At 63.5% G+C, this 20,257-nt stretch carries 31 protein-coding genes and 1 tRNA gene; 22 read left to right on the top strand and 10 right to left on the bottom strand.

What is annotated here, in order from left to right:
• The first annotated feature begins 80 nt into the window (after positions 1-80).
• From PE067_RS09230 to PE067_RS09130, 21 genes are all read left to right on the top strand, one after another.
• A complete protein-coding gene (locus tag PE067_RS09230; RefSeq protein ID WP_276189090.1) occupies positions 81-401 on the top strand; it encodes a helix-turn-helix transcriptional regulator in 321 nt (106 codons plus the stop codon).
• Positions 402-649: 248 nt separating this feature from the next.
• On the top strand, positions 650-859 hold the full coding sequence (locus tag PE067_RS09225; protein WP_276189089.1) for a hypothetical protein: 210 nt from the start codon (positions 650-652) through the stop codon (positions 857-859).
• Between the two features lie 510 nt (positions 860-1,369).
• The gene (locus PE067_RS09220; RefSeq protein WP_276189088.1) at positions 1,370-1,705 is read left to right on the top strand and encodes a hypothetical protein; all 336 of its coding nucleotides are present in this window, start codon (positions 1,370-1,372) and stop codon (positions 1,703-1,705) included.
• Positions 1,706-1,982: 277 nt separating this feature from the next.
• Positions 1,983-2,108 (top strand): hypothetical protein, encoded by a 126-nt coding sequence (locus PE067_RS09215; protein WP_276189087.1) that lies wholly within the window; start codon positions 1,983-1,985, stop codon positions 2,106-2,108.
• A 250-nt stretch (positions 2,109-2,358) separates the two neighbouring features.
• A complete protein-coding gene (locus PE067_RS09210) occupies positions 2,359-2,511 on the top strand; it encodes a hypothetical protein (RefSeq protein ID WP_276189086.1) in 153 nt (50 codons plus the stop codon).
• A complete protein-coding gene (locus tag PE067_RS09205; protein ID WP_276189085.1) occupies positions 2,508-2,696 on the top strand; it encodes a hypothetical protein in 189 nt (62 codons plus the stop codon). Before PE067_RS09210 ends, PE067_RS09205 begins: the two co-directional genes overlap by 4 nt.
• Positions 2,693-3,061 (top strand): hypothetical protein, encoded by a 369-nt coding sequence (locus PE067_RS09200; protein WP_276189084.1) that lies wholly within the window; start codon positions 2,693-2,695, stop codon positions 3,059-3,061. The genes PE067_RS09205 and PE067_RS09200 overlap by 4 nt, the downstream gene beginning before the upstream one ends.
• Positions 3,058-3,396 (top strand): hypothetical protein, encoded by a 339-nt coding sequence (locus PE067_RS09195; protein ID WP_276189083.1) that lies wholly within the window; start codon positions 3,058-3,060, stop codon positions 3,394-3,396. The genes PE067_RS09200 and PE067_RS09195 overlap by 4 nt, the downstream gene beginning before the upstream one ends.
• Positions 3,396-3,659, top strand: coding sequence for a hypothetical protein (locus tag PE067_RS09190; protein ID WP_276189082.1), 264 nt, complete (start codon positions 3,396-3,398; stop codon positions 3,657-3,659). The genes PE067_RS09195 and PE067_RS09190 overlap by 1 nt, the downstream gene beginning before the upstream one ends.
• A complete protein-coding gene (locus PE067_RS09185; RefSeq protein WP_276189081.1) occupies positions 3,656-3,808 on the top strand; it encodes a hypothetical protein in 153 nt (50 codons plus the stop codon). Before PE067_RS09190 ends, PE067_RS09185 begins: the two co-directional genes overlap by 4 nt.
• Positions 3,808-4,122 carry a hypothetical protein gene (locus tag PE067_RS09180; protein WP_276189080.1) on the top strand — a complete coding sequence of 105 codons (315 nt, stop codon included), beginning with the start codon at positions 3,808-3,810 and terminating at the stop codon, positions 4,120-4,122. Before PE067_RS09185 ends, PE067_RS09180 begins: the two co-directional genes overlap by 1 nt.
• A gap of 60 nt (positions 4,123-4,182) precedes the next feature.
• Entirely contained in the window at positions 4,183-4,452 is a 270-nt protein-coding gene (locus PE067_RS09175; protein WP_276190698.1) for an HU family DNA-binding protein, read from the top strand.
• Between the two features lie 87 nt (positions 4,453-4,539).
• A complete protein-coding gene (locus tag PE067_RS09170; RefSeq protein WP_276189078.1) occupies positions 4,540-4,728 on the top strand; it encodes a hypothetical protein in 189 nt (62 codons plus the stop codon).
• Positions 4,725-5,375 (top strand): ribonuclease H-like domain-containing protein, encoded by a 651-nt coding sequence (locus PE067_RS09165; protein ID WP_276189077.1) that lies wholly within the window; start codon positions 4,725-4,727, stop codon positions 5,373-5,375. The genes PE067_RS09170 and PE067_RS09165 overlap by 4 nt, the downstream gene beginning before the upstream one ends.
• A 1-nt stretch (position 5,376) precedes the next feature.
• Positions 5,377-5,823, top strand: coding sequence for an ERF family protein (locus PE067_RS09160; RefSeq protein WP_276189076.1), 447 nt, complete (start codon positions 5,377-5,379; stop codon positions 5,821-5,823).
• Positions 5,824-5,953: 130 nt separating this feature from the next.
• On the top strand, positions 5,954-6,340 hold the full coding sequence (locus tag PE067_RS09155) for a single-stranded DNA-binding protein (RefSeq protein ID WP_276189075.1): 387 nt from the start codon (positions 5,954-5,956) through the stop codon (positions 6,338-6,340).
• Positions 6,341-6,356: 16 nt separating this feature from the next.
• Positions 6,357-6,527 carry a hypothetical protein gene (locus tag PE067_RS09150; protein WP_276189074.1) on the top strand — a complete coding sequence of 57 codons (171 nt, stop codon included), beginning with the start codon at positions 6,357-6,359 and terminating at the stop codon, positions 6,525-6,527.
• A gap of 2 nt (positions 6,528-6,529) precedes the next feature.
• Positions 6,530-6,982 carry a hypothetical protein gene (locus PE067_RS09145; protein ID WP_276189073.1) on the top strand — a complete coding sequence of 151 codons (453 nt, stop codon included), beginning with the start codon at positions 6,530-6,532 and terminating at the stop codon, positions 6,980-6,982.
• Positions 6,979-7,167, top strand: a complete 189-nt coding sequence (locus PE067_RS09140) for a hypothetical protein (protein WP_276189072.1) — start codon at positions 6,979-6,981, stop codon at positions 7,165-7,167. Before PE067_RS09145 ends, PE067_RS09140 begins: the two co-directional genes overlap by 4 nt.
• A gap of 42 nt (positions 7,168-7,209) precedes the next feature.
• Positions 7,210-7,554, top strand: coding sequence for a nuclease domain-containing protein (locus PE067_RS09135; protein WP_346429686.1), 345 nt, complete (start codon positions 7,210-7,212; stop codon positions 7,552-7,554).
• A gap of 238 nt (positions 7,555-7,792) precedes the next feature.
• Positions 7,793-8,803 (top strand): site-specific integrase, encoded by a 1,011-nt coding sequence (locus PE067_RS09130; protein WP_276189071.1) that lies wholly within the window; start codon positions 7,793-7,795, stop codon positions 8,801-8,803.
• 73 nt (positions 8,804-8,876) lie between these two features.
• Here PE067_RS09130 and PE067_RS09125 read toward each other — a convergent pair.
• The 3 genes from PE067_RS09125 to PE067_RS09115 all read right to left on the bottom strand — a co-directional run bounded on the left by PE067_RS09125 (position 8,877) and on the right by PE067_RS09115 (position 12,505).
• Positions 8,877-8,951: transfer RNA gene (locus PE067_RS09125), tRNA-Val, on the bottom strand.
• Positions 8,952-9,075: 124 nt separating this feature from the next.
• Positions 9,076-11,493 carry an endopeptidase La gene (lon, locus tag PE067_RS09120; protein ID WP_276189069.1) on the bottom strand — a complete coding sequence of 806 codons (2,418 nt, stop codon included), beginning with the start codon at positions 11,491-11,493 and terminating at the stop codon, positions 9,076-9,078.
• Positions 11,494-11,806: 313 nt separating this feature from the next.
• Complete coding sequence (locus PE067_RS09115) at positions 11,807-12,505, bottom strand: gamma-glutamylcyclotransferase (RefSeq protein ID WP_276189067.1); 699 nt, start codon at positions 12,503-12,505, stop codon at positions 11,807-11,809.
• A 370-nt stretch (positions 12,506-12,875) separates the two neighbouring features.
• Here PE067_RS09115 and PE067_RS09110 point away from each other — a divergent pair, with 370 nt between their 5' ends.
• A complete protein-coding gene (locus PE067_RS09110) occupies positions 12,876-13,082 on the top strand; it encodes a cold-shock protein (RefSeq protein WP_276189065.1) in 207 nt (68 codons plus the stop codon).
• 127 nt (positions 13,083-13,209) lie between these two features.
• On the opposite strand, the gene PE067_RS09105 is transcribed toward PE067_RS09110, so the two are convergent.
• Genes PE067_RS09105 through PE067_RS09075 form a run of 7 tightly spaced genes read right to left on the bottom strand, consistent with a single transcriptional unit; the run spans position 13,210 to position 20,232 of the window.
• On the bottom strand, positions 13,210-13,854 hold the full coding sequence (locus tag PE067_RS09105; RefSeq protein ID WP_276189064.1) for a 2-dehydro-3-deoxy-6-phosphogalactonate aldolase: 645 nt from the start codon (positions 13,852-13,854) through the stop codon (positions 13,210-13,212).
• A complete protein-coding gene (locus PE067_RS09100) occupies positions 13,851-14,789 on the bottom strand; it encodes a 2-dehydro-3-deoxygalactonokinase (protein WP_276189062.1) in 939 nt (312 codons plus the stop codon). Before PE067_RS09100 ends, PE067_RS09105 begins: the two co-directional genes overlap by 4 nt.
• Positions 14,786-15,781: a galactose mutarotase gene (locus PE067_RS09095; protein WP_276189060.1), complete on the bottom strand. Its 996-nt coding sequence runs from the start codon at positions 15,779-15,781 to the stop codon at positions 14,786-14,788. The genes PE067_RS09100 and PE067_RS09095 overlap by 4 nt, the downstream gene beginning before the upstream one ends.
• Complete coding sequence (locus PE067_RS09090; protein WP_276189058.1) at positions 15,778-16,614, bottom strand: SMP-30/gluconolactonase/LRE family protein; 837 nt, start codon at positions 16,612-16,614, stop codon at positions 15,778-15,780. The genes PE067_RS09095 and PE067_RS09090 overlap by 4 nt, the downstream gene beginning before the upstream one ends.
• Positions 16,611-17,585: a galactofuranose ABC transporter, permease protein YjfF gene (gene yjfF / locus PE067_RS09085; protein ID WP_276189056.1), complete on the bottom strand. Its 975-nt coding sequence runs from the start codon at positions 17,583-17,585 to the stop codon at positions 16,611-16,613. The genes PE067_RS09090 and yjfF overlap by 4 nt, the downstream gene beginning before the upstream one ends.
• Positions 17,582-18,601: an ABC transporter permease gene (locus tag PE067_RS09080; protein ID WP_276189054.1), complete on the bottom strand. Its 1,020-nt coding sequence runs from the start codon at positions 18,599-18,601 to the stop codon at positions 17,582-17,584. The genes yjfF and PE067_RS09080 overlap by 4 nt, the downstream gene beginning before the upstream one ends.
• Positions 18,601-20,232, bottom strand: coding sequence for a sugar ABC transporter ATP-binding protein (locus tag PE067_RS09075; RefSeq protein WP_276189052.1), 1,632 nt, complete (start codon positions 20,230-20,232; stop codon positions 18,601-18,603). The genes PE067_RS09080 and PE067_RS09075 overlap by 1 nt, the downstream gene beginning before the upstream one ends.
• Positions 20,233-20,257: the final 25 nt, after the last annotated feature.

Genomic DNA, 20,257 nt, shown 5'->3' with positions numbered 1-20,257 from the left:
TTATATCCTCTTTCGAGGACACAGCAAGCATCTTCTATCGAGGACGTGCATTAGTATCCGCTTTGGCGGATACTGTGCGCATGGCAAATGACGACTGGAAAAGCAGGCTCCGCGCCGCGATTAACGCGGCAGGTATGAGCGACCGACGCGCTTCCTTAAAGGCGAATGTCGGTCCTGGCTACGTCCATTCAATTCTTGTCGAAGGCAAAGACCCCACCATCGGCAAGCTGATGGCCCTATGCGAAGCCATAGGCGCAAGCCCCACATTCATTCTCTATGGCGTGGATGTAAGCCCAGAGGACGCCGAAATTCTTCGCTTGATGAAGGCAAGCCCACGGAAGCGGGACGCGGTTCTTGAGCTTCTTGGTTCACGGGGTGAAGGGACGCCACGCGACGAATGACTTCGATCTTCTCGCCGCTCGTCATGTCTGACAGCACCCCCAAGAATTCTGATAACCTCATCCCGCCCCCGATTCATAAGAACAATCCAAGAACACCTTAGGCAAGAGTCCGCCGCCGTGTCTACTGACGGGAAAGATAGTTGACAGGGGCGATTTCGGGTCTGCGCGGGTAGCGTCTAGGGGCTGCGGTTGACCGCGATATAATGGCGGGCGAATCGAGGCGGATTGTTGGCTGAAAGGACAATGGGATGACCTACGATCCATCAATGGACGATGCGACTGCCCTGCGCAAATTCCTGCTGGAATTGCTGATCGAGGTTCCGGCCGAATTGCTGAACACGCCCGAGGGGCGGGCGCAAGCCATGGCAACCTATGAGGCGCAGGCCCAACGCGCCCATCCGGCGGTTGCGGCGGTGCTGAGAGAGGCTGCGGGCGTGGTGCGCCGGGGCGATGGATGAGTGGGCGGAGAGGGTCGAGGGGATGGGGAAGGGGTGAAGTCGCAACCTTGACCTGAGCGTTCAGGCTTGCGATATATAGGCTAATCGCGGCAGAATTTGGTGAAGCTATGACGGTTTCTGTGAACGCTGCTGCACAGTTCATTTGCCAAAGGTCCGGCTGGACTGTCACGCAGCTAAAACTTCAGAAAATACTCTACCTTGCCCACATGGTCCACTTGGGCCGAGGCAATGGTCCGCTAGTCCCCGGCGCATTCGAGGCTTGGGACTATGGCCCTGTTCACCCTCAGTTGTACCAGAAGGTGAAGGCGTTCGGATCAAAGCCGATACCCAACGTGTTCTGGTCCTCCGAGAACCTCGGGCCATCTGCCTTTGATGTGCTATCCGAGGCCTGCGACAACCTTCTTCACCTGACGCCCGGACAGCTAGTCCAGAATACACACTGGAACAACGGGGCTTGGGCCAAAAACTACACAAAAGGCATTCGCAATACGGTAATTCCAGAGGAAGATATTGTCAGAGAATACCAAGCCCGAGTGGCTCCCGCCGCAGCTTGACGGGGGTCGCGACGGCTTGGCTCCAACGGCTCTTGACCGAAGTGCAGCCCAGCTTGAAGCCGATCTTCAAAACGAGAGAGACGCGCGGAAAGAGGAGAGGTTCTACTGGATTCTCGCGCTTGTGATTGTGGGGAATGTGCCCCTACTCAACAGCATTGAATCGTCTTGGGCGCTGGTCCCGCTCTTCCTCTTGGAACTGGTTTTGCTGATCGGGATAGCTGACTGGCTAGGCGTGGACAGGGTTAAGGTCTTGCTTGAAAAAGTGTTCGCGAGGTACTCAAAAGACGAATAACCCAAGCCCCGCTCCGGCGGGGCTTCTTCATGCGCCGGGACTCGACTCCTGCGCGAATGGTGCGGCACAATCCTCACCCGCCTATGAAACCCGCGACTCGGGCACGTCGGATGCGGTCAGGGGGTGGCTCCCCTATGTGGCCCCGCTCGGGCTGCTAAGGCAGAACGTAACGAAAGGGCCTCATAAGCCTCGTTCTGTCGCCCGGCTGTCGGTGAGCGCTCACCTAGGCCAAGCCGCCGCGTCGGGCGGGATATAAATACTGGGTATGGCTTCAACCATGCCCGACCGGTCGAGCACCGCACCAACGGAGAAATCCATGCGGCACCGTTCGACGGCGGCTTTGATGGCTGATCTGATCACCATTCTGGCCGGGCTTATCGTCATAGCTGAAAAGCTGTTCTGAAAGCCAGGGGGAGGTTAGCGCCTCCCCTTCCACACTCCGAATCACACCCCCAAATTCACGCCGTTCATCGAGTCCCGGCCCCAGCAGCATAGCACGGGGGAGGCGGGTGGGAAAGAAAACATCCTCTATCGGGGATATTTGTCTTGACTATCCGCTATTGAGGATACAATATCATCCCATACCCGACGACGACCCCTGACCGCCTGACGGCAACGAGGGTGAGGCTCGGGACAACAAAGGGATGAAACAGATGAACATCAGCATGAAGGAAGCCGCACGGGTCGCCAACGAGGCGCTGTATTTCGCCGCCCGCGCCGCCCGCAAATCGGGCGATCCCTCCGCCGCCGCGTGGATCAAGCTGGCGCTGGAATCCGACGCCATCATTGACGGAGTCGCGAAATGATCGGCGTCCACCACAGCCCCACGACGACAGCTTGGGACAGGCTGAACGAGGGTCAGGCGCTTGAGGTGTTCGGCATCTTCGCCAGCGCCCCGACCACGCCCGCAGCCCCTTGGTCCAGCCGGATCGACGGCATCGAAATCGACCCCGTTATCGCAGACATGATGATGAACGGGGGTGTGAAATGATCACCGCTGACGAACTGCAAGCCATGCTTGATGCGGCAACGCCGGGACCATGGAGCGCGGCGCGCAATAGCGCTTACTGGGAGGTCGCGCCAAAACGTGAACCACTGGACTGCACCATTCCGCTTGTCTTGGCTGACGTCTGCGCATCTGACCCAGATCACCCAGATGGCGGGCTTCAAGAGGCCAACGCCCGCCTGATCGCCCTTGCCCCCGACCTCGCCCGCAAGGTGATCGCAGCCGAGAAGCTGGTGGAGATTGTCCGCCTCGTTCACGGCAGCTTTGGCGGTGGCCTGACCATGACATTCGACGAAAGGGATCCGGGAATCTTTGCCGAAGCCATCGCAGCATGGGAGGCCGCCCAATGACCCTCACCCTCGACACCGCCCGCGCCATCGTGCGCCAGCCCGGCCTGCACCTGTCCTCTGTCGCGGACGACGCCATTGACCGCATGATGCGCAGCCCCGACTGGGCCGACCAGAACGAGGCCACAGCCCTGCAACGCGCGATCCGCCGCGAAGGGCGCCCGGTCAGCCACGAAGAAGCGCATGACTTCCGCAACGGCAATATGGATGCGCTGCACTGGCCGTCCGTTCTGGTGTGGGGTTCTATGGCTGCCCTGACCGTCTCGGCATGGGTCTACGGCCTGCCGCTGGTCCTGCACGGCCTGCGCGCCGTCGCCCGCTTTGTCTGGGGGTTGTGATGGCCGATTACAACGACGGCGGCGCTGCGTTCCCCGGATGCGTCAGGGAGAATCGTAATAAGCTGACCCGCAACCCCGGCATGTCCCTGCGTGACTATGCGGCAATCGAGTTCATGGCCTCACTCCTTTCTAGCCAAGAAAGCCTGTCCAATATCAGCAAGCTATCGAGGCAAGAGGGGGTCACGGCTTCGCGATATCTGGCTCTTGCCGGATATGAGTATGCCGACGCGCTGATCGCCGCCCGCTCGGAGGCATCGCAATGACCACCGCCATGCGCATCGCCCTCTCGGACCTGCTCGCCCAGACCGACGACGCGCTGGATATCGCCAAGAACGAGGGGGCCAGTCAGGACATCCGCGTCACGCTGAAAACCTACGCCCACAATCTCGCCCTGCTGCTGGAGGGGAAATGATGGACTACCACCGTGGAAGCCTGACCATCGACACCGATGACGTGCTGATTGACGGCGTGGACGCGGAATACGCTGTCGATGCTGTCTGGTCGCGGCGCAACTCGCGCAACCTGCGCTCGGTCGATCACGTCCACAGCGTGACGCTGATGTGGTGGGGCAAGTCCCGCTATTCACGCGCCGTGGCGGTCAGCATCGCAGGCGAAACCGCCATCGAGGCCGAGGAACAGCGGGCCTACGAGGAGTGGATCGCCACCGCCGTCATGGATGATGCCAACGCCTATGCGGATTACCGCATGGACATGGCCGCCGAATGAGACACCGCGCCGGGCGGCCCCCGGCATCCCCGGCGCTTGATGCGCGCAAGGAGACCCCAAATGACCGACATGAACAAATCCGCCCTGATCGAAGCTGTCGCGGGCAAGACCGCGCTGACCAAGGCGCAGGCGCGCGAGGCGCTGGACGGCATCATCGCCGCCATCAACGCCACGACGCGCAACGGCGGCGCGGTGAAGCTTCCCGGCTTCGGGCTGTTCCGCGAGAAAACCCGCCCGGCCCGCACCGCCCGCAACCCTCAGACGGGCGAGGATGTGCAGGTGCCAGAGCGGCAGGCGCTGCACTTCCGCCCCGCGAAACTGAAATCCTGATACCGCGCGCCAATCCCTCGCGCGGGAAGCCTGCCGGGCGCCCTCCCACGTTCGGCCCGGCAGGCACAGACACCGAAAGGAAGCACCATGCAGACCTATGACCCGAAATACGACGTGGCGCTGCCGATCCATGAGGTCCGCGCGCTGCTGCGTATCGCCACGATGCCGCACGACCCGCGTCTTATCAACGATGTGTGGATCCGGAACATGGCTGCGAAATGCGGCCTCGATCTGGACGACCCGGAAGGGGCGAACGCGCGGAGGGCGGCGGCGTGACCGATTACATTTACCTCGACATCGAGACGCTACCGGCTCAATCCGACAAGACGATTGATTACCTGACCCGCTCGGCAAAAGCCCCGGCGAACATCAAAGACCCGTCGAAGATCGAGGCCGCAAAGGCAGAGGCGGCGACCAAGGCGGTAGCGTCCAGCAGCTTCGACGGCTGGCTTGGGTCCATCTGCTGCATCGGCTTCGCGGTCAATGACAGCGACCCGATCACGTTGACGGCGGTGGACTGGACCGAAGCCGAAATCCTGCGCACGTTCTTCAAGCGGTTCAGCAATTACGACCGACCCGTGATCGTCGGGCATCATGCTGCCGGTTTCGACGTGCCGTTCCTGACCCGGCGCGCAATCGCGCTTGGCGTTGCCCTTCCGCCCGCTGTTGCATGGCCCCGTGACCCGAAGCCTTGGAGCGACAAAATCGCCGACACAATGGTTATGGCCGCAGGCAGCCGCGACACGATCAGCCTGGACAAGCTGTGCTTTGCGCTCGGCATCCCCGGCAAGGCGGGGTTCGACGGCTCGATGGTGGCGGAGGCGTGGAAGCGCGGCGACCATCACATCGTGGCGGAATACTGCGCCGACGATGTGCGCAGGGTTCGCGAAATTCACAAACGCTTTCTGAATGTGGGGTGGTGACATGACCGCGAAGAACATCCACCAGCGCCTCGCCGCCGTCATGGCGGAAGTGACCTATATCCGCAAAGAGAAAAAGACGGGCATGAACTACACCATCGTGTCGCACGACGCGGTGACCGCCAAAGTCCGGCCCGCCCTGCTGAAACACGGCATCGTCTATTACCCGGTGCGGTGCGATCACCACCACAACGGCAACCGGGCCGAATGCAGCCTGACCGTGCGCTTTGTGAACGTGGACGATCCGGCCGATTTTTTGACGTTCCTACCTTCGGATACGGCATCGACGGGCAGGACAAAGGGCCGGGCAAAGCCATGTCCTATGCGGTCAAATATGCGCTTCTCAAGGCTCTCGGCTTGGAGACCGGCGACGACCCGGATCAGGACAGCGTGGATCACAGCCCGGTCGATGTTGCCGGAGGTGCTGCTGATGACGCCAAGGCGAAACTGATGGGGTGCACCAAAATCGACCAACTTGCCGCCGTTTGGAAAGCCCTGCCCCCCGAACTTCGCGGCATGCCCGAAATCGAAGCGGCGAAAGACGTCCGCAAGGCTCAACTCACTGAAAGCAAGGAAGCCGCATGAAGAACATCACCATTGCAGGCCGCATCACGCGCGATGCTGTCACCCGCACCACACAGCAAGGCGACAAGGTGACCGGCTTCTCGGTCGCGGTCGATGATGGCTACGGCCAGAACAAGCGGACGCTGTATTTCGATTGCAGCCTCTGGGGCAAGCGCGGCGACAGTCTGTCGCAATACCTGACGAAAGGCGCATCTGTCACCGTCGCGGGCGATCTGTCCACGCGCGAACACGAGGGCAAGACCTACCTGACGATCCGGGTTTCGGAAATCACCCTGCAAGGCGGCAAGTCGGGCGGATCGCGCGACGACGACCAGCGCAGCGGCGGCTATGCCGGGGGCACCACGGGCGGCGTCGATGATTTTGACGACACAATTCCATTCTAGATCAATGGGTTACAAAATGACCATCCGCCACGGAAACGCCATTGTCGATGCGATCCACCAGACGCTTGTCGAGTATCCGAAATCCGACGACCAGACGATCATCACCGAGACGGCAGACCGGACGGGCTTTCCGCTGGCCAGCGTGCTTGCCGTGTTTGACGCCCGGTTTCGGATCGTGGACGCCTGACGATGAGCGAGGCCGTCACCCGCCCCATTAAGCACGAGGCCGACGCCGTGTCTGTCTGCGCGCTGATCGGCAACAGGACGCCGCCGTTCACGGTGACGATCAGTGATGGCCTGCCCCGGTCGAATGACCAGAACCATCTGCAACGCCTGTGGTGCAAAGAGGTCGCCGCGCAAATGGGTGACAGGACTGCCGAGGAAGTGCGCGGGCATTGCAAGCTGCATTTCGGCGTCCCGATCATGCGCCGCGATCACGAGGGGTTTGCGGAGAAATACGACCGGATCATCAAACCCCTGCCCTACGAAACGAAGCTGGAAATGATGATGGAGCCACTGGATTTCCCGGTCACGCGGCTGATGAGCCGGAAGCAAAAGACGGAATATCTGGACGCTTTCCACGCCTACTGGTCGCAGCAGGGATGCGTTTTGACCATGCCGAAAGAGAAGGGCCGGAAATGACGCTGAACATTCAGGGATGCGCCGGGAAGGTCGCCTATCGGACGCCACAGGGGGCGTGGGACAAGCTGATCCGGTCCGAGAAGAAACCGATCCGCCGCCTGCGCAAAGTCTGGGTCAAGCCGGAACACCGCGAGGTCTACCGGTGCGAGGTTTGCGGGCTTTACCACCTTGGGAGGCCCGCATGACCGTCCGCATCGGCGACTCTATCCGGGCGCGGTCCGCTCGGGCTGAAACAGGACCGGCCCGCAACACGCAAGCGCAAGCCGGTCGGCCAGTGTGACGCGATCCGCCAGAGCGCACGGGGCGAACCCTGCACCCTGCGCCTCATCGGCACCTGCAACGGCGATTGGACGACGACCGTGTTTTGCCACCTGCGCATGTTTGGCGCGGCTGGCATGGGCCAGAAACCCGCCGACTACGCCGGGGTCTATGGTTGCAGCGCTTGCCACGACGCGCTGGACCGCCGCGATACATCGGGCCTGTGGGGCTATGAGGATGTGCTGCGCGCACTGATGGAGACACACCGCAGGCTGGCCGCAAAGGGCCTGCTGCATATGGGCAAGATCGAATGACGAACCCGCCGCCATCTTTTCACTGTTTCGGGGCGGCGCAACTGGCCCCGGTGGTCTAGGCCATCGGGGCGCCTTTGGAGGATGATGGAATGAGCGTTTACTCTCCGGAGACGCTTGCGGAAAGATGGGGCGTCAGCGCAAACGCCGTTCGCAAGAGGTGCGCATCAGGTGAGTTGCGGCACTTTCGCTTTGGGAAGCTCTATCGAATTCCGGCAGACGTAGTAGAGGAAATGGAAAAATGCCCGATTTCAGCATCGGCAGATTGCGCGGCGGATACTGCGTCTACTGGACCGGCCCCGACGGCAAGCGAACTCGGTATCAGCTTTCGGCACGCACCAGAACGGCGGCGGAAGCAGAAGCAATAGACGTTTACCGGCGCCAGCACTTCACCGTGACCCAAGCCGGAATGACGGTTGCCGGGATCTGGGCTGAGTATGTCAGAGACCTTGGAGACCGGCCTACCGCGAAAACCATGGGCTACACCGGGAAAGCCGTTCTCGCGCATTTCGGCCATTTCCGCCCCGATCAGATCACGACCGAATTGTGCCGGGCCTACACCCGCGCGCGAACGGATGCCGGGATTTCTCAGGGCGCGATCCATACAGAACTGGGCCACCTGCGCAGCGCCATGACCTTTGCCGAGCGGTCGCGGATCATCGACGCGGCCCCGCACATCGAGCGCCCGGCCAAGCCCATGCCAAAAGAACGGTTCCTGTCGAAGGATGAGGTTGCCCTTCTGATCGAAAGCGCGGACGCCCCGCATATCGCCCTGGCGATTCACGTCCTGTTCGGGACCGCAGCCCGCGTTGGCGCTGTGCTGGACCTGACATGGGATCGGGTAGACCTTGATCGCAGCGTGCTCAACTTGCGGCTGGACGATGCAAAGACACGCAAAGGCCGGGCCATTGTCCCGATCAATCGCGGACTGCGCGCGGCCCTGCAAACGGCGAAGGATGCAGCCCTGTCGGATTACGTCATCGAATGGGGCGGGAACAGGGTTGCCAGCATCCGCAAGGGGTTCGAGGGCGCGGTGAGGCGGTCTGGCCTGAAAGAGGTCACGCTGCACACCATCCGTCACAGCGCCGCCGTGGCGATGGTATCAGGGGGCATCCCTATCGTTCAGGTGGCCCAGTATCTCGGTCACAGCAACACGACGATCACTTATTCGACCTATGGCCGATTCTTCTCCGGCCACCTCACAGAGGCAGCGGAAGTGCTGGATTTTGTGAAACTGAAAGCGCGGTCTTAGGTTCGTGGAACCCGAGAACGCTTTGTATTTCCTGCCCAAATGGGCTATAACCAACTGGAATTGCGGAAGGAAATGGTGGGCGATAACGGATTTGAACCGCTGACATCTTCGATGTGAACGAAGCGCTCTACCGCTGAGCTAATCGCCCGGTTCGCGGTAGATAGCCGGGCCGGGCTGGTTGCGCAAGGGTTTCCCGACGCAAAAATCAGCGTGGCTGGCGAAAAAGCGCATGGAAAAAGCGCGCGGGGTCAACCCGCGCGTTTTCCGGTAACCTAATGGGCGACGGCCGGGCCGCTGCCGCCTTTTTCGCGGGCGGCTGCGATGCGGCTGGCTTCGGCGGCCTCTTCGGCGGCCTCGTCCCATTCAACCGCCTCGGGCATGCGGACCAGCGCCTGTTTCAAGACCTCGCGGACGTTCGAGACGGGGATGATCTTCAGCCCCTCCTTCACATTCGCAGGAATCTCGGCCAGGTCCTTTTCGTTGTCGGCCGGGATCAGCACGGTCTTGATGCCGCCGCGCAGCGCCGCAAGAAGCTTTTCCTTGAGACCACCGATCGCCAGCACATTGCCGCGCAGGGTCACCTCGCCGGTCATGGCGACATCCTTGCGGACCGGGATGCCGGTCATCACCGACACGACCGAGGTCACCATGGCGATCCCCGCCGAAGGGCCGTCCTTGGGCGTGGCGCCTTCGGGGACGTGAACGTGGATATCCACGGATTCGAATTTCGGCGGCTTGACCCCGATTTCGGGGCTGATCGAGCGCACGAAGCTGGAGGCCGCCTCGATCGATTCCTTCATCACGTCACCAAGCTTGCCGGTGGTCTTCATCCGCCCCTTGCCGGGCAGTTTCAGCGCCTCGATCTGCAGGAGATCGCCGCCGACCTGCGTCCAGGCAAGCCCCGTCACCACGCCGACCTGATCGTCCTTTTCGGCCAGACCATAGCGGAAGCGGCGCACGCCCAGATATTCCTCGGCCTTGTCGGCGGTCACTTCGACCGTCTTGACCTTGCCCTTGAGGATTTCGGTCACGGCTTTGCGGGCCAGCTTGGCAATTTCGCGTTCCAGCGACCGCACGCCCGCCTCACGGGTGTAGTAGCGGATCACATGGGTCAGCGCCTCGTCCGTCACCGAGAACTCGCCTTTGCGCAGACCGTTCGCCGTGACCTGCTTGGGCAGCAGATGCTGGCGCGCAATCTCGCGCTTTTCGTCCTCGGTGTAGCCGGCCAGAGAAATGATCTCCATCCGGTCAAGCAGCGGCCCCGGCATGTTGTAGCTGTTGGCCGTGGTCACGAACATGACGTTCGACAGATCATATTCCACTTCCAGATAGTGGTCCACGAAAGTCGAGTTCTGTTCCGGGTCCAGCACCTCAAGCATGGCCGAAGCCGGGTCGCCACGGAAATCCTGCCCCATCTTGTCGATTTCATCGAGCAGGATCAGCGGGTTCGTGGTCTTTGCCTTTTTCAGCGCCTGAATGATCTTGCCCGGCATCGAGCCGATATAGGTCCGGCGGTGGCCACGGATTTCGGATTCATCGCGCACGCCGCCCAGGCTGATGCGGATGAATTCGCGTCCCGTCGCCTTGGCGACCGAGCGGCCAAGCGAGGTCTTACCGACGCCCGGAGGGCCGACGAGGCAGAGGATCGGACCTTTCAGCTTGGCCGAGCGGTTCTGCACGGCCAGATATTCAACGATCCGTTCCTTGACCTTTTCCAGCCCGTAGTGATCGGCGTCCAGCACCTGTTCGGCCTTGGTCAGATCCTTGCGGGTGCGCGATTTCACACCCCAGGGCAGGGCAAGCAACCAGTCCAGATAATTGCGCGACACCGTCGCCTCGGCCGACATCGGGGACATCGACTTCAGCTTTTTCAGCTCTGCTTCGGCCTTTTCACGGGCCTCCTTGCTGAATTTGGTGGCGGCGATCTTTTCTTCGAGTTCGGTGATTTCGTTCCCGCCCTCATCGCCTTCGCCCAATTCCTTCTGAATGGCCTTCATCTGTTCATTCAGGTAGTATTCGCGCTGCGTCTTTTCCATCTGGTTCTTGACGCGCGACTTGATCTTTTTCTCGACCTGCAGGACCGACATTTCGCCCTGCATCAGGCCATAGACCTTTTCCAGACGTTCGGCGACGTTCAGGGTTTCCAGCAGATCCTGTTTCTTGGCGACCTCGATCCCCAGATGGCCGCTGACCAGATCGGCAAGACGGGCGGGTTCGCGCGCCTCGCCCACGGCATGGACGACTTCCTCGGGGATGTTCTTGCGGACCTTCACATAACGCTCGAACTCTTCGGCGACGGTGCGGGTCAGGGCGGTCAGGCTGTCGTCATCCCCCGGAATTTCGGCCGAGGATTCGGCCGTCGCCTCGAAATAATTGTCATTCGGCACGAATTGCGTGATGCGCACGCGTTCGCGCCCTTCGACCAGAACCTTGACGGTTCCGTCGGGCAGTTTCAGAAGCTGCAGGACATTCGCCAGCACGCCGGTGGTAAAGATGCCATCGACGGCGGGCTCATCCACGGATGCGTCCTTCTGGGCCGCCAGAAGGATCGGGCGATCCTGTTCCATCACGGCTTCCAGAGCGCGCACCGATTTTTCGCGCCCGACAAAGAGCGGGACGATCATGTGCGGAAACACCACGATATCCCGCAACGGCAGGACCGGATGGCTGGTGTGTGCGAGGTCGTTCATACAATCAGTCCTTTCTCGCCAAGGAATGCGGCCCCATGATCGGCAACGCGCAATCCCTGCTGACTGCTTAGATAGGAAACAGGTCTTTCCGGTTCAATGGCCTGACGTTCGCCTGATGTTCCAGTCAGAATGGGCTGTCCTTTCATGTCGCTACCCGGCTTTGGGTGGTTGATCGCGGGCGAAAAGCCGGAATCGCCGGATTATCGGGGATCATAGCAACCTTGCGCGGATCAGCCAGTGCGAAGTGTCATCGCGGTAAAAGCTTTATTACAGCCCAGAAGGGCCGGCCCCTGCCCTGCCGGCGCCCGCCTCGTCAGCCGCGTCCGGGCCCCTGTCCGCGCGCGATTTCCTGCGCCACAAGCTGCTGCAGATCCCAGATATATTCGTCGTGGATGCCCGCCTCATCCAGCCCCAGAACTGTGCGCAGCAGGTATTCGGCCCCCGAACCGGCCGGGCCTGCCGCACGGGCAAGGCGGCGGGCCTGTTCCTCGATCGACAATTCGACCAGCGCGGTCCCGACCGGATCGGCGTAAAAGGTCAGCGCCTCCTGCCGCCCCTGCGCGGTTTCGACCTCGATCCAGCAGGCATTGCTGGCCAATTCATGCGCGACCAGTTCCCGGCGCAGAATGGCGCGCAGCGAGTCACGCTCGGTCCCTTCCGCGATTTCCAGGATCAGCCCGTCGCACCGCCCGCCCGATGCCAGCGCCAGCATCAGGCCCGGACGGTCGGGCGTGCCGCGAAAATGGTCCAGATGGATCGAAAAATTGCGATGCCAGCCAAGCGCCGTCGCGCGTCGCCGCGCCTGCACCGCAAAGCCCGGATTCCAGATCAGCGAGCCATAGGCAAAGATCGGGATCGGACGCGGCCGCCCGCCGGTCAGGCGATTCGCGATCTCGTCCAGATCGGCGTCTTCCAGAAAGCTCCAGTCAGGGCCGTGCAGGGGGCCTTCGGCTGCGGCCTCGATACAGGCGAGGTGATCGTGGGTCAGCAGGATGGAACAGCGGTCGGACATCTCGGCTTCGTGGCTTTCGGCAAAGGTTCGGGCGACAATCGTGGCAAATGCAGGGTTTCCGCTGGACAGCCGCAGGTCAAGACCGGGCGGGTCGATTGCACGGCATCGTCATGATGTCGCCCGAAAGCCCCAGGATTGCGGCCCGCAAGACAGGCAATCCGCCCAAACTGCACCCAAACCGCCGGTGCGATCCTTGCCGTTGTCGCGGGTTCATCTGCCAGATTGATCTGCGTCGGATTTTGCTGTAGGGTCGTCTCGCTACGTTATTTCTTGCTGCATCCTGTCTCCTTCCCGGCTTCAGTCTTGCCCGACGAACTGACCAAGCCGAGCCATCGCATCCCGCGGATGGCACCTTACAGGAGAATTCACAATGGCCAAGGGCACTGTGAAATGGTTCAACGCAACCAAGGGTTTCGGTTTTATCGAGCCTGAAAGCGGCGGCAAGGACGTTTTCGTCCATATCTCGGCGGTCGAACGCGCTGGCATCCGTCAGCTGAACGACGGTCAGGCCGTGACCTTCGAAATCGAATCGGGTCGTGACGGTCGTCAGTCGGCTCGCGATCTGGCGCTGGCCTGATTTCGGTTTTCGACAACAGGGCCTGAATACGGGTCCTGTTGCCCGTATGCGCATCAAGGGGCCGTCCGGCCCCTTTTTCATTGCCTGCACCCATTGCCTGCACCTTGTCAGGCGCCTTGCCGGGCGGTCAGGCCATTCCGGCCCTGATGGCGCTGTCATAGGCGTCGATCAGCGCGCGGGCCTTGTCGCGGACCTGCGCGGCGCTGTCGCCGGGGCGATAGACATTGGTGCCAAGGCCAAAGGTCGTGATGCCGACCGCGACGTAATCCGCCATGTTCTGCGGCCCGACGCCGCCGACCGCGCCCGCCACCGTCCCCCTGGGCAGGACCGCCAGCAGCGCCGCCAGCCCCTGCGGGCCAAGCAGCGATGCCGGAAAGAACTTCAACCCCGAAGCGCCCGCATCCAGCGCATCAAAGGCCTCGGTCGGGGACAGGACGCCGGGCATCGTGACCATGCCAAGCGCAGCCGCATGGGCGATCACGGCGGGGCGCATGTTCGGGCTGACCATCAGGCGGCCGCCGACCCCGGCCACGTCATCGACATCGGCCACCGTCAGCATCGTGCCACCCCCGATCAGCGCCCGGTCGCCATGGCGGCGGACCAGACGCGCAATCGACTGCAGCGCATCGGGCGAATTCAGCGGCACTTCCAGCACCTCGAATCCCGCCTCGATCAGGGCGTCGGAAACCCCGTCCACCTCGGGCGGGGTGATGCCGCGCAGGATCGCGACCAGATTGCGGCGCATCCTGGGCCGTGGAATGTGAACGGTCATCGGAAGCTCCAGATTTCAAGGGCGGCGGCCAGCAGCCCGCAGCGGCTGGCAGTTTCGGCATCGACATGGTTCACCCGCGCGCCTGCCCGCGCCAGCGCGGCGGCGTAAAGCGGGCCGGGACCGGGCTGGCCGATCAGCGTGACCCTGCCCCGTGACGCGGCATCGCCGCGCAGCGCCAGCCCGACATCGGCGCCGATCAGCAGCCCCGACAGATGGGCGCGGCTGTCCGACGGATCGGCAAAGCCCAGCAGATGGCCCGCGCGGATCCCGAACAGCCCGGCCACAGCCTGCGCGGGATCCGGCAGGGCCCGGTCCAGCGCCCGCAGAAAGGCCGGGCTGCCGGGGTCGACGGAACCGCCCTTGTCCGGCATGGTATGGCGCAGGATGCTGTGGCGCGCCAGCAGGTCGAAAAGCTCTCCGGTCATGGCGCTGTGGAATGACATAACCGCGCCACCCTGCAGCACCGCCCATTTGCAATGGGTGCCGGGCATGCAGACCAGCCCCTGATGCCCCGGACCGGCCAGCCCCAGAAGCTGCGTTTCCTCGCCCCGCATCACATCGGGATGGGCGGGATCGCGGCGGGCAAGGCCGGGCAGGATGCGGATATCGCGATGACCGCCCAGCCCCTGCACCAGTTCCGGCGGCAGGCGCAGGGCACGACACGCCAGCGCGGAAACCGGGGCGGGCAGATCGGCATAGGGGGCCTCGGCCCAGCCCTGCCGCGCGCCCGCCATGCCGCAGATCAGGATCGGCAGGTCATCGGGCGCCTGAACCTGCGCCAGATGCCGGGCCAGCACCGGGGCAAAGCCGGTTTCGGCGCAATGGGCCATGCCCTCGGGGCCGTGGCTTTCGCCCAGAACCGCGCCGTCACGACGCATGACCCACAGCCGAAAGCTGGAGGTGCCCCAATCGACCCCGACAAACCCGCCCCTCATGTCGCGGCCTGCGCGAAACAATAGCGGGTGATGGCGCGCCAGTCGTCGCCGGGGCGCAGCACGGCATCCGGAAAGCCGGGCCGGTTCGGGGCATCCGGCCAGTTCTGGGTTTCCAGCGCGACCCCGGCATGGGGGCCATAGCGCCGCCCCTCCAGCCCCGATATGCCGTCGAAATGACGCCCGTCGTAAAGCTGCAGGCCGGGTTCGGTCGTTTCGACGGTCATCGACAGACCGCTTTGGCCTTGCAGCCGGGCGACGGGGCGCAGGGCGGCGCGCATATCGGACAGGCAGAAATTATGATCATAGGGATGATCGCCGATCGGGCGCATGGCGCGGAAATCAAAGCCCGTGCCCGCGACCGGGGCGATCCTGCCCGTCGGGATCAGTGCAGCATCGACGGGCAGGTAACGCCCGGCATGGATCATCAGCCGATGCCGCCGGATATCGCCCGCATCATCCAGCGTGAAATAGCCGTGATGGGCCAGATTGCACAGGGTCGGCGCATCGGTTCGCGCGCTCAGGTCAAAGCCAAGCGCGTCATCCGTGACCGAAATCACCGCGCGGATATCCAGCTTGCCGGGAAAGCCCATGTGACCGTCGGGCAGGCTCAGGAACAGTTCGACCTGATCGAGGGCCAGTTCGCCGATGGTCCACAGATGCAGGTCGATGCCGTCCGGGCCGCCATGCAGCAGATTCGCGCCTTCGTTCGGCGTGACGTCATGGCGCCGCCCGTCCAGATCAAAGCGCGCACCGCCGATGCGGTTGGCGTAGCGCCCGACCAGCGCCCCGACATAGCGCCCCGGCGCCGACAGATAGGGGGCCACCCGGTCAAACCCCAGAACCAGCGGATGGGCGACCCCGTTGAGCCGCAGGTCCTGAACGATGGCGCCAAGGGTCAGGACGCGCGCCGTCAGCCGGGCGCCCTGCAGGGTGATCGCCTGCACCTCGCGGCCATCGGGCAGCCTGTCGGGTTGGGAAATCCGAACACTCACAAAATCACCCTTGGTTCCGGCAATCCGCGAAAGCCGGGGTTGAGCAGATAGGGCAGGCCCTGCGCGGCATCGGGCGCCGCGATCCCTTCGCGCGCGGTGGTGACCAGCATCACATCCATCGCCGCCCCGCCAAAGGCCGGGCAAGAGGCATGGCGCCCGCCCACCGTCAGGACATGGCTGCGCCGGCCGTCCGGGGCGTAGCGCATCACCGCGCCCTCGCCCCATTTCGCGCACCAGAAACCGCCTTCGGCGTCGATCACGGCGCCATCGGGGCTCAGCCCCTCGGCCCGCAGATCCAGAAAGACGCGGCGCGGGCCCGTGGGCCAGCCCTGCGCATCCAGCGCCTGCGCCCAGACAATCCCCTGCGCGGTATCGGCGAAATGCGCCAGCCGCCCGTCGGGGCTGAAACAGATCGCATTGGGGATCGAGATGCCGTTGAACAGCCGCGTCACCTGACCGCGATAATAGCGATAGATCGCCCCTGCCCCGTCCTGCGCCTGCTTGCCCATCGTGCCGAACCAGAACCCGCCCTGACGATCCGCGCGCCCGTCGTTGGAACGGGTTTCCGGCCGGTCCGCCTCGACATCGGCCAGCGGGTCCAGCGCGCCGCTGTCCAGATCCAGCACCGCAAGCCCGGTTTCCGTGGCGATCAGCAAACGGTCGCGGTCGATCCAGCCCGCAGCCGAAGCCATGCGGTCGAAATGCCATTCGCCCCCGCCTTCGGCCAGCAGGCGCCGGCCCAGAATGTCGAACCACAGGAAATGCCCGCGTTCGGGGTGCCACAGCGCGCCCTCGCCCAGTTCGCAGATACGGGTGTCGAAGATCTCGCTCATGGCTCACCTGCATTGAGACGCGCCTGCGACAGCCGGACCAGCCCCTTTTGCAGCAGGATAAAGGCCAGGATCAGGATGCCGATGACGATTTTCGTCCACCATGACGACAGGCTGCCGTCAAAGACGATATAGGTCTGGATCAGCCCCATGGTCAGGACGCCGACCAGCGTGCCGAACATATAGCCCGCGCCCCCGCTGAGCAACGTCCCCCCGATCACCACGCAGGCGATGGCGGTCAGTTCGGTCCCGACCGTGCCAAGCGAATAGCCCGAGCCGGTATAGATCGAAAAGACGATCCCCGACAGACCCGCCGTCAGCCCCGAAAAGGCATAGACCAGCACTGTCGTGCGGCCCTGTCGTACGCCCATCAGCCGCGCCGTCGCCTCGCCCCCGCCAAGGGCAAAGACGCTGGTGCCGAAACGGGTCTTGTGCGCGATCACGATGCCGGCGGCGACAACGGCCAGCATCAGCACGCCGATCAGGGTCAGCCGCCCGCGCCCCGGCATCAGCCAATAGGCGCCCTGCAGCATCCTGTAGAAATCATGCTGGATCGGCACGCTGTCCACCGACAGCAGATAGGCCGCGCCGCGCGCCAGAAACATCCCCGCAAGCGTCACGATGAAGGCGGGCATCGCCAGCCAGTAGACCAGCCAGCCCATCGCCGCGCCGAATGCCGTGGTCAGCGCCAGCAGCAGGGCAAAGACCAGCAGCGGATGCAGCCCGCTGTCGCGCAGCATCACCGCGATGAAGACACCGGAAAAGGCGATGACCGATCCGACCGACAGGTCGATGCCGCCCGACAGGATCACCAGCGTCATGCCCACCGCGACGATCCCCAGATAGGCATTGTCGGTCAGCAGGTTCCCGACGACCCGCGTCGACAGGATATTCGGATATTGCAGCCAGCAGATCAGATAGCCGACCAGAAAGATCGCGATGGTGACGTAAAGCGGCAGGGTGCGCGTGTTCATCGCCCGGCTCCTTTCAACTGCGCCTCGCGCTTGCGGCGGGCTTCCTGCCGCCAGAATGCGTATTCGCTGGCGATGCGCGGCGATTGCAGGACAAGGATGACAAGAACCAGAACCGCCTTGATGACCAGATTGTATTCGGACGGAAAACCTGCCAGCCGGATGCCGATGGTGATGGTCTGGATGATCAGCGCCCCGATGACCGCGGCCGCGATGGAAAACCGCCCGCCCAGCAGGGAATTGCCGCCGATGACCACGGCCAGGATCGCGTCAAGCTCCAGCCACAGGCCCGCGTTGTTGGCGTCGGCGCCGCGGATGTCGGCGGTGATGATCAGCCCGGCCAGCGCCGCGCACAGCCCCATCGCCATATAGACCGCGACCAGCAGCACGGTCGCGTTGACGCCCGCAACGGCCGAGGCCTTGCGGTTGATTCCCACCGCCTCGATCAGCATCCCTAGCGCGGTGCGGCGCAGCAGGGCCACGGCCAGCACGGCTGCCCCCAGCCAGATCCAGACCGGCACCGGCAGGCCAAGCGCCGTGCCCGAGCCGATAAAGGCAAAGGCCGGATCGGTAAAGGTCAGGATCCGCCCTTCGGTGATCAGTTGCGCGATGCCGCGCCCCATGGTCATCAGGATCAGCGTCGCGACAAAGGGCTGGACGCCGATCACCGCGACCAGCACCCCGTTCCACAGCCCCGCAGCCAGCCCCGCGACCAGTGCCAGCGCCAGCGCCAGCGGCAGCCCGTAGCCCGAGGCGATCATATAGGCCGCGACCGCCCCGCAGATCGCCACGATTGCGCCGACCGACAGGTCGATGCCGCGCGTGGCGATGACCAGCGTCATGCCGATGGCCAGCAGCGCCACCGGCGCGCTGCGTTTCAGCACGTCGATCATCGGCCCGACCAGCCGCCCGTCGCTATAGGAAATCGACAGAAAGCCCGGATAGAACAGCGTCACCAGCCCCATCAGCACAACCAGCGCGATCAGTTGCGGCGCAAGGCGCGTCAGAACCTGCGGCATCATTCGCCCCCCTTTTCGACAGGCACATCTTCGACGGGCATATCCTTGACGGGCGCATCTTCAACCGGCGCAGTTCCGACAGGTGCCGCTTCGACAGGCGCATCCTCGACGCACCCCTTTTCGACAGCCCCCTTTTCGACGGGCGCATCGACCCCCGCGATGGCGCGCATGATCGTCGGCCCCGACACCTCATCCCCGGCAAGCGCGGCGATATGGCGGCGGTCGCGCAACACGATGATGCGGTTCGACACGGCCATCAGCTCGTCCAGTTCCGATGAAATGACCAGCAGGGACATGCCCTGTTCGACCAGTTGATGGATCAGGTGCAGGATTTCGGCATGGGCGCCGACGTCGATGCCGCGCGTCGGTTCGTCCAGAATCAGGAAACGCGGGTTCATCGCCAGCCAGCGCGCCAGCACGACCTTTTGCTGGTTGCCGCCGGACAATTCGCCAATGCGCTTTTCCGGGCCGGAGGTGCGGATATCCAGCCGCCTGATATAGTCAACCGCAATGCGGGCCTGTTCGGCGCGGGCAATGGGCCGGGCCCAGCCCCGGCGGGCCTGCAGGGCCAGAATGATATTCTCGCGGATCGACAGATCGGCGACGATGCCATCGGTCTTGCGATCCTCGGGGGCGAAGCCGAAACCCGCCGCGATCGCCTTGCGCGGGGATGACAGGTCCAGCACCCCGGATCTGTCGCGCGCCTCGCCCGTCTGGGCGGGTTGCAGGCCGAATATCGCCTCGGCGCTTTCGGTGCGGCCCGATCCCAGCAGACCGGCCAGACCCACGACCTCACCGGCACCGATGTCCAGATCGAAGGGCTCGATCCGGCCCTTGCGGCCAAAGCCGGTAAAGCGCAGCAGTTCGGGGCGCGGGCCACGGTCGGGCGGGCGCGAATGCAGCACCTCGTCCTGCAAGGACCGGCCCAGCATATGTTCGATCAGACGCACCCGGTCCAGCGTCGCGGTTTCTTCGGTGACGATATGGCGGCCATTGCGCAGGACCGTCAGGCGGTCGGTCAGATCAAAGACCTGATCCAGAAAATGCGACACGAAAACGATCCCCAGGCCCCGGTCACGCAGGTTGCGGACGACGCCAAAGACCATTTCGATCTCGCGCGCGTCAAGGCTGGCGGTGGGTTCGTCCAGGATCAGCACCTTGCCCGACAGCGACACGGCGCGGGCAATCGCGATGATCTGCTGGATCGCGACGGAACAGGTCGCCAGATCGCGGTCGACGTTCAGATCCAGCCCGTATTCGGCCAGCATCGCACGGGCGCGCAGACGCATGGCGCGGCTGTCGATCAGGCCCATGCGGCGCGGTTCATGGCCGAACAGCAGGTTCTGCGCCACGGTCAGATTGGGCAGCAGGTTGACCTCTTGATAGACGGTGCCGATGCCCAGATCCTGCGCCTCGACGGTGGAACGCGGCGCGATCTCGCGGCCCTCCAGCGTGACGGTGCCCGCGTCGCGCTGATAGGCGCCGGTCAGGCATTTGATCAGCGTCGATTTGCCCGCGCCGTTTTCGCCAAGCAGGGCATGGATCTCGCCCGCGCGCAGGTCGAAATCGACGCTGTCCAGCGCCTTGGTGCCGGGAAATTCCTTGGTCAGCGACCGGATAGACAGCAGCATCGTCCGGGTATCCTCATGCGAAGAA

The sequence above is a fragment of the Paracoccus sp. DMF-8 genome, from assembly GCF_029309835.1.
GTDB lineage: Bacteria > Pseudomonadota > Alphaproteobacteria > Rhodobacterales > Rhodobacteraceae > Paracoccus.
Note: the sequence above shows the minus strand (reverse complement) of the source record. Positions and strands in the feature narration are given on the sequence as shown.